This window comes from Hamadaea sp. NPDC050747 (assembly GCF_040654195.1).
GTDB lineage: Bacteria > Actinomycetota > Actinomycetes > Mycobacteriales > Micromonosporaceae > Hamadaea.
On sequence record NZ_JBFAHM010000035.1, the window covers coordinates 1 to 6451 of the forward strand.

The 6451-nt window shown below is 69.5% G+C and carries 8 protein-coding genes; 5 read left to right on the plus strand and 3 right to left on the minus strand.

The window, feature by feature from the left end; genetic code table 11:
• Positions 1-93: 93 nt before the first annotated feature.
• Both AB0H43_RS38840 and AB0H43_RS38845 read right to left on the minus strand, forming a co-directional pair.
• Positions 94-519: a DUF5709 domain-containing protein gene (locus AB0H43_RS38840; RefSeq protein WP_360008667.1), complete on the minus strand. Its 426-nt coding sequence runs from the start codon at positions 517-519 to the stop codon at positions 94-96.
• Between the two features lie 19 nt (positions 520-538).
• Positions 539-1636 carry a GNAT family N-acetyltransferase gene (locus AB0H43_RS38845; protein WP_360008670.1) on the minus strand — a complete coding sequence of 366 codons (1098 nt, stop codon included), beginning with the start codon at positions 1634-1636 and terminating at the stop codon, positions 539-541.
• A 108-nt stretch (positions 1637-1744) separates the two neighbouring features.
• Between AB0H43_RS38845 and AB0H43_RS38850 the strand changes: the two genes are divergently transcribed.
• The 4 genes from AB0H43_RS38850 to AB0H43_RS38865 are packed head-to-tail and all read left to right on the plus strand — an operon-like array spanning position 1745 to position 4600.
• Positions 1745-3010 (plus strand): MFS transporter, encoded by a 1266-nt coding sequence (locus AB0H43_RS38850; RefSeq protein WP_360008673.1) that lies wholly within the window; start codon positions 1745-1747, stop codon positions 3008-3010.
• Between the two features lie 11 nt (positions 3011-3021).
• Complete coding sequence (locus AB0H43_RS38855; RefSeq protein ID WP_360008676.1) at positions 3022-3504, plus strand: peroxiredoxin; 483 nt, start codon at positions 3022-3024, stop codon at positions 3502-3504.
• Position 3505: 1 nt separating this feature from the next.
• Positions 3506-4123, plus strand: coding sequence for a hypothetical protein (locus tag AB0H43_RS38860; protein ID WP_360008678.1), 618 nt, complete (start codon positions 3506-3508; stop codon positions 4121-4123).
• 33 nt (positions 4124-4156) lie between these two features.
• Positions 4157-4600, plus strand: coding sequence for a CBS domain-containing protein (locus AB0H43_RS38865; RefSeq protein WP_360008681.1), 444 nt, complete (start codon positions 4157-4159; stop codon positions 4598-4600).
• A 15-nt stretch (positions 4601-4615) separates the two neighbouring features.
• On the opposite strand, the gene AB0H43_RS38870 is transcribed toward AB0H43_RS38865, so the two are convergent.
• Entirely contained in the window at positions 4616-4747 is a 132-nt protein-coding gene (locus tag AB0H43_RS38870; protein ID WP_360008684.1) for a hypothetical protein, read from the minus strand.
• 56 nt (positions 4748-4803) lie between these two features.
• Between AB0H43_RS38870 and tyrS the strand changes: the two genes are divergently transcribed.
• Positions 4804-6060: a tyrosine--tRNA ligase gene (gene tyrS / locus AB0H43_RS38875; RefSeq protein WP_360008686.1), complete on the plus strand. Its 1257-nt coding sequence runs from the start codon at positions 4804-4806 to the stop codon at positions 6058-6060.
• The last annotated feature ends 391 nt before the right edge of the window (positions 6061-6451 follow it).

Consider the following 6451-nt stretch of genomic DNA (forward strand, 5'->3'; position numbering starts at 1 on the left):
CGAGCGGCCAGCGGCAGCGCGGCGAGCGGCCAGCGGCAGCGCGGCGAGCGGCCGGCGGGCAGCGCGCGGCGAGCGGCCATGCGGACAGCGCGCCTACTCCTCGTCGGTGAGGTGCATGGCGGCTTCCTCTGGGGTCAGCTCTTCGGCTTCGCCGGTGTCTTCGCCCCAGGCTTCGCCTTCGTCGTCGACTCCGGCGCCGAGGTCCGGGGCGACCAGCCGGCCGACCGGCTCGTCCGGGTCGGCGTACGGGTCGGGCTCCTCGTCCTCGATCAGCACCTCGTCCGACTCTTCGTCGGGGTCGTCGAACTCCGCGTCGAGTGCCCGGTCGGCGTCCGCCGCCTCGTTCGGGCCTTCGGTGAGGTCGGCTTCCTCTTCCGGGGTGGCGCTTTCGTCCGGCAGGTATTCGGGCTCGTCGCCGGGCAGCGAGGGGGCGGTGTCGTCGATGCGCGGGTTGTCGCCCGTGTCGTACGCGGTCGAGGTGTCGTCGGCGTAGTCCGGGATGCCGTCGGGAACCGTCATACCGTCAAGCTACCCCTGATCAGGCGGGCCGAATCACGTATCGCAGATAGGTGCCCAGCTCTCGCTCCACCGGACCGTCGAGGGTCAGGCCGAGGCGTTCGGCCACGCGGATCGACGGGGCGTTCTCCGGCCGGATCAGGGCCAGCACCGGTTCGCCCGGCGCCCGCCGTCGCGCGAGTTCGAGCGCGGCGCGGCCGGTCTCCTGGGCGTACCCGTGGCCCCAGGCGCTGGTCGCGAACCGGTAGTAGAGGTTCAGCCCGCCCTCGCCGGGCAACGCGGGCCGCACGCCGCCGAACCCGATGACCTCGCCGGTCTCGGCCAGCCGCACGGTCCAGTAGCCGAAGCCCGACTTGGCCCACTGGAACGCCCACGCGCCCAGGGTCTGCTCGCTCTCGGCCCGGTCGCGCTGCGGCCCGGCGGGATTGTGCACGTTGGTCGCGGGGTCGGCGTGGATCGCGAAGTGCTCGGCCGCGTCCGCCGCAGTGGGCCGACACAACAGCAACCGGTCCGTGCGCCGCCAGGTCGCGCCCTCGGTCGCGCCTCGCGCGAGGCTCGACCCCGCGCCGGCCGGCCACGATCCGAGCAATCGGGCCGTGGCGGGTCGCGCGAGCTCGCGCGCCATCAGGACCACGTCGTGGCGCGCGTCGCCGATCGCGACCGCGTTCTCCATCCAGCCGATACGCCGAAAGCCGCAGCCTTCGTACAAGGCGATGGCGCCATGGTTGTTTCCTCGAACACTGAGGGTCAGCAGTTCCAGGCCATGGGCCGAGGCGTCGGCCGCCACCGCGTCGATGAGCGCCCGGCCGAGGCCGGAACCCCGGTGCGTGGGATCCACCGTCAGCTTGTCCAGATCGCCCTGCACCCAGCGGGTGGCCCATCCGCTGCGGTGCCACTGCGCGGTGCCGACGACTTCTCCGTCCACGACCGCGCCGATGAGCCCGCCGTCGCCGGCGCTCGCCGCTGAGACGGCGTCGAGCAGCCACGTGCGGGCGTACTCGACGGTGACGTCGGCGGGCAGCCCGATCGCCTCGCGCCGGCGTACCGCCGCGACCAGCAGGGCCGCGATCTGATCGAGGTGGGGGTCGGCCGGGTCGGTGACGGTGATCAAGTCGGGCACCTCGACAGCCTAAGCGACATCATCTGTGGCTTGACTGACGTCAGTCATGGTGGCATGGTGATGTCACTGCGACGTCATAGCGATGTCGCCGCCCTTGGGGAGGGTCTCGTGCAGTTCGCACCGCTACGCCAACGGAACTTCGCACTGCTCTGGTGGGCCGGCCTTATCTCGATCGCCGGCGACTGGACGCTGCGGATCGCGTTGCCGATCTACGTCCTGCAGCTGACCGGATCGGCCCTGGCCACGAGTGGCGCCGTCGTGGTGTCCCTGGTGCCGATGCTGTTGTTCGGCCTCGTCGCCGGGGTCTTCGTGGACCGCTGGGACCGGCGGAACGTGATGCTCGTCGTCAGCCTGCTCCAAGGCCTGACGCTGTTGCCGCTGCTGGCCGCCGATTCCGTCGGCCGCCTGTGGATCGTCTATGCCGTCCTGTTCGTCCAGTCGGCCCTCGCGCAGTTCTTCATGCCCGCCGAGAACGCGCTGCTGCCGAACCTCGTGGCAGCCGATCAGCTGCCCGCCGCGAACTCCTTGAACTCGCTGAACAACAACATCGCGCGGCTGGCCGGACCGGCCCTCGGCGGTCTGCTGGCCGCCTCGCTCGGGCTGACCGGGGTCGTCCTGGTCGACGCCGTCTCGTTCCTGCTCGCCGCGGCGCTCGTAGCCGGGATCCGCGGCCGGTTCACCGCCGCCCGCGACGCCGACACCCCGCAGCTCGGCGTACGCCGAGAGCTGGCCGAGGGCCTACGGACGGCGGCCGCCTCCCCGATGCTGCGCGCACTGCTGGCGATCGTCACCGCGACCTCGGTCGGCGAAGGCATCATGGGCGGCCTCTTCCCGGTCTTCGTCACCGGGCCGTTGCACGGCGGCGCCCGCGAACTCGGCTGGACGATGTCGTCCCAGGCGATCGGCGGCATCCTGGGCGGCCTGCTCGGTGGGCGCGTCGCCGCCCGGATCGCCCCGAAGCAGCTGCTGACCTGGTCGCTCGTGCTGTTCGGGCTGATCGACCTCGCGATCTTCAACTATCCCCGGTGGGCCGGCGAGCTGTGGCCCGGGCTCGTCCTGTTCGTCGTCGTCGGAGTGCCGTCCGTGCTCAGTGGGGTGGCCTGGATGACGCTCGTGCAAGGTGCGGTCGGCGACGCGTACCGTGGCCGCATCTTCTCGTTGACGATGGTCCTGCAGGCGCTGGCGGCGCTGCTGGGCGCGGGCCTCGCGGGCCCGCTCGCCGAGCCGCTGGGCGTGATGAACCTGCTCACGGTGCAGGGCACCGTCCCGATCTTGTGCGGAATCGGCTTCGCGCTGATCTCCAGCCGCCTGGGCGACCGGCCTTACCCGGCGGTAGTCTCGCCCGAGAGGGAACCCGTCGCGGAAGCGTCCTGAGGAGACAGACGATGGCTGAGAAGACGATCGGCGTCGGCGACGTAGCGCCCGACTTCACCCTCCCGGCGCAGACCGGGGAGCAGGTGACGCTGGCGGACTACCGTGGCGACAAGGTCGTGGTCCTGTACTTCTACCCGAAGGACGACACCCGGGGCTGCACCGCCGAGGCGTGTGCCTTCCGCGACAGCTACGAGGAGTTCGCCGAGGCCGGTGCGCAGGTCATCGGGATCAGCTCCGACTCGGTCGCCTCGCACGAGAAGTTCGCGAACAAGTACAACCTGCCCTTCGTGCTGGTGGCCGACGACGGCGGCGAGGTGCGCAAGCGCTACGGAGTCCCGGCGACGCTGGGCATCCTGCCGGGCCGGGTCACCTACGTGATCGACCGGGAGGGCGTCGTCCGGCACACGTTCACCTCGATGGTCAACATCGGCAAGCACATCGAGGGCGCGCTGGAGATCGTCCGGACCCTGGCTCGCGAGCAGGCCGCGGCTTGAGATGACGGTCCGGGCGTTCTGGCTGGACGAGGCGCACGACCGCGAGCACGGCGACCGGTACGCCGACCTCGTCGCCCGGGAGGCGGTGCTGTTCACGCCGGCCTTCGGAGACATCGCCCCGGTGCAGTTCGCCTGCGTCGCCTGGCGGCTGGCGACGCCGCCGTTCCTCGAGCCGGGTCTGGTGCGCTGGCATCGGCGGATCCTCCGGGCCGAATGCCGCCGCGACAGCTGGGACGGGTCGCTCGTCGCCGACGTCCACATCGTCTCCGAACTGCCGCCCGAGTTGACCCGTACGCGCGAATGGTGGCGTGACCGGGGCTGGGAGGGCTGGCCCCGCATCCTGGGCCAATACGTCCGGCCGAGCGACCAGGATCTGAGCCGGCGACCCTACCTGCTGCCGACCCTGCGGATGCAGGCGCCGATCCCGCTCGGCGGCCTGCCGCCCGCCCCGGACGGGCCTACCGACGACCTCGCCGGGGCGGCCCGGCACGCGGTCGTGGCCGTCGTCCGGGAGCTGGACGAGCTGCTCGGCCCGGTCCTGGCCCAGCTGGAGCAGCCCGAACCGGTCGGCGACGATCCGGATCGATTCCCCAGCGAGCCGGAGCCGGACGTCGCATGATGAGCGGTGGAAGCCGACCCGAGGGGGAAAGCAATGACCACTGCCCGAGACATCATGCACCCAGGCGTGGAATGCGTGCCGGCACACGAGTCGCTCGACCGCGCCGCCCAGATGATGCGCGACATGAACGTGGGATCGCTGCCGATCTGCGGCCCCGATGACAAGATCACCGGCATTCTCACCGACCGCGACATCGTCGTGAAGTGCGTCGCGGTGGGCAAGGACCCGGCCAAGATGACCGCCGGCGAACTGGCCCAGGGCACCGCTGTCTGGTGCGACGCGAGCGCCGACGAGTCCGACGTGATCAGCCTCATGGAGAGCAACAAGATCCGCCGGATACCGGTGATCGAGGAGCACATGCTGGTCGGCATGATCAGCGAGGCCGACCTGGCCCAGCACCTCTCCGAGGACAAGCTCGCGCACTTCGTGGCGACCGTCACCGCGGCCCCGCCGAGTTCGGGCCAGCAGACCCACTGACGGTCTCGTCCGGTCTCACCCGGTCGACAGCGACGCCAAGACCAGACCGGTCGTGCAGAGGACGAGGAAGCCGACGACGATCACGGCCACCATGACCACGGTCTTACCCGTGCGTGGTGGCCGTGAGTGCGGATACTGCGGGCTCATCTCGACAACCTAAACCGGTGTGCGGCCGGCCGGGCGGATGCGGAACAATCGGGTGCGTGACACACATCCTCGACGATCTGCAGTGGCGGGGCCTGCTCCAGGACTCGACCGGCCTCGACGACCTGCGCAAGCACCTCGACTCCGGGCCGATCAACTTCTATGTGGGCTTCGACCCGACGGCGGCCAGCCTGCACCTGGGGCATCTCACCCAGGTCCTCACCGCCCGCCGCCTGCAGCTCGCGGGACATCGGCCGCTGCTGCTGGTCGGCGGCGCGACCGGCCAGATCGGCGACCCCAAGGAGGGCGGCGAGCGTACGCTCAACCCGCCGGAGGTCACCGCCGGGTGGGTCACCCGCATCCGGGGACAGGTGGAGCCCTTCTTCGACTTCGCCGGCCCGAACGCCGCGACCATGGTGAACAACCTCGACTGGACCCAGCCGATGGGGGTCGTCGAGTTCCTCCGCGACGTTGGCAAGCACTTCCCGATCAACAAGATGCTCGCCCGGGACGTCGTGCGTACGCGGCTGGAGACGGGTATCAGCTTCACGGAGTTCGCGTACCAGCTGCTCCAGTCGCACGACTACTACGAGCTGCACGTACGCCACGACTGCACGCTGCAGTTCGGCGGCTCCGACCAGTGGGGCAACATCACCGCCGGGGTGGACTACATCCGCCGTCGCGGTGCCGGACCGGTGCACGCCTTCGTCACGCCGCTGGTCACGAAGGCCGACGGCACCAAGTTCGGCAAGACCGAGGGCGGGGCCATCTGGCTCGACGCCGCCATGACCAGCCCGTACGCCTTCTACCAGTTCTGGTTCAACACCGACGACCGGGACGTGATGCGGTACCTGAAGTACTTCAGCTTCCGCAGCCACGAGGAACTGATCGCGTTGGAGGAGGAGACCCAGGCCCGCCCGTACGCCCGCGCGGCGCAGCGCGCGCTGGCCGAGGAACTCACCACGCTGGTGCACGGCAAGGACGAGACCGCACAGGTGATCATGGCATCCCAGGCGCTGTTCGGCCGGGGAGCCCTCGAGGACCTGTCGCCGGCCACGCTGGGCTCGGCGTTGGGCGAGGCCGGATTGGCGACGGTGGACGAACTCCCCACGTACGCCGGCCTCTTCAAGGAAGCCGGCTTGACCGCCGGACTCGGTGAAGCCCGGCGCGCCATCGCCGAAGGCGGCCTCTACGTGAACAACGAACGGGTCACTGACGGCGACGCCACGGTCGCTCCGGAGACGCTGCTGCACGGGCGATTCCTGGTACTGCGTAAGGGAAAGAAGACCATCGCCGGTGTTGAGCTGCGAAAATAGCGTGCGATCAACGATGTGACGCAGGACAACGGCCCCCGATTTGCGGGGGCCGTTTGCTTTGCCGTAATGTTCTTCGGGCCGGCGCGGCACGGACGAGAACGGCGGGGGTTACCTCGGCGGGAGGCCGGAGCGCGAATCCTGAGTGATGCGGGCCCCCGGTGGGGGTGTGCGAAGTCGGTCGGGTAGGCTGGATGAGTTGCCCCTGATGCGGCCCGGCGGAAGTCGGGTGGTTGATGGTGCGTGCTTGTTCTTTGAGAACTCAACAGGGTGCTTGTAAAGCCAGTGCCAAAGTATATTTTTTCATCCTCGTGATGATTCCTTTGGTTGCATTGCTTTTGGAGTGATGCTGCCAGGATTTTCGAATTCTTTGTTGGAGAGTTTGATCCTGGCT